The sequence below is a fragment of the Massilia pseudoviolaceinigra genome (assembly GCF_030846505.1).
Lineage (GTDB): Bacteria > Pseudomonadota > Gammaproteobacteria > Burkholderiales > Burkholderiaceae_D > Telluria_A > Telluria_A violaceinigra.
Genome location: NZ_JAVCWL010000115.1, coordinates 1 through 935, shown reverse-complemented (window position 1 = coordinate 935; position 935 = coordinate 1). Strand labels below are relative to the sequence as shown.

Sequence of the window (935 nt, the reverse complement as noted above, 5' to 3'; positions counted from 1 at the left end):
TACCGCCATGCTCAAGCAGAGCAACAGCATGTCCTCGATGGTCATGTCGCTGCTGCAATAATCCCCGAGGATTTCCCGGCCAGGCGGCCGGGTTCCCGCGAAAGCCAGCCCTCATCCGGCTGGCTTTTTTCATACACAGAAAATAGTTCGATTAATTTCCATGTGGCACTTAACGCGGTCGGCGAAACGGTCGTCTTGTACTAGTAAGAGCGCAGCACACCGCGGCTCCGACAACCCCCACCCCCCATACCTGGAGTTCGATCATGCTGAGTCTGCACACTAACAACGCTGCCCTGTCCGCACAAAATTCGATCAACCGTACCCAAGGCAGCCTGTCGACCTCGATGACCCGCCTGTCGACCGGCTACCGCATCAATTCGTCGATGGACGACGCCGCCGGCCTGCAGATCGCCACCCGCCTCAAAGCACAGACCAGCGGCATGGCCGTTGCGATGCGCAACACCCAGAATTCGACCTCGATGCTGCAGACCGCTGAAGGCGCGCTCGACGAAGTGAGCAACATGCTGGTGCGCATGAAGGATCTGGCCACGCAGTCGGCCGATGCTTCCTCCACCTCGGCCGACAAGACCGCGATGCAGTCGGAATACGATGCCCTCGGCACCGAACTGAACAACGTGTTGAACAACACCTCCTTCGGCGGCGCCAAGCTGCTCGTCGGCGGCACCATCGCCTCGGCCATGACGTTCCAGATCGGTTCGAGCACCAGTGAAAAAATGACGGTCGATATGTCGGCCAGCATGACCACCCTGGGCACCGACGTCGGCGCCACCACCGCCAACTACGCCGCCCCGAACACGGTCGGCACCGAACTGACCGGCGTGGGCACCGCCTCGACCACCATCGACAAGCTCTCCACCGCCATCGCCTCGATCGGCACCGTGCGCTCGGCCCTGGGCGCCTCGGCCAACCGCCTG

At 61.9% G+C, this 935-nt stretch carries 2 protein-coding genes; both read left to right on the top strand.

Annotation, left to right across the window (positions count from 1 at the left end):
• Positions 1-204, top strand: a 204-nt coding sequence (locus RBA40_RS33330; RefSeq protein ID WP_306653197.1) for a hypothetical protein, incomplete at its 5' end; no start/stop codon positions are given.
• Between the two features lie 59 nt (positions 205-263).
• Positions 264-935, top strand: a 672-nt coding sequence (locus RBA40_RS33325) for a flagellin N-terminal helical domain-containing protein (RefSeq protein WP_306653195.1), incomplete at its 3' end; no start/stop codon positions are given.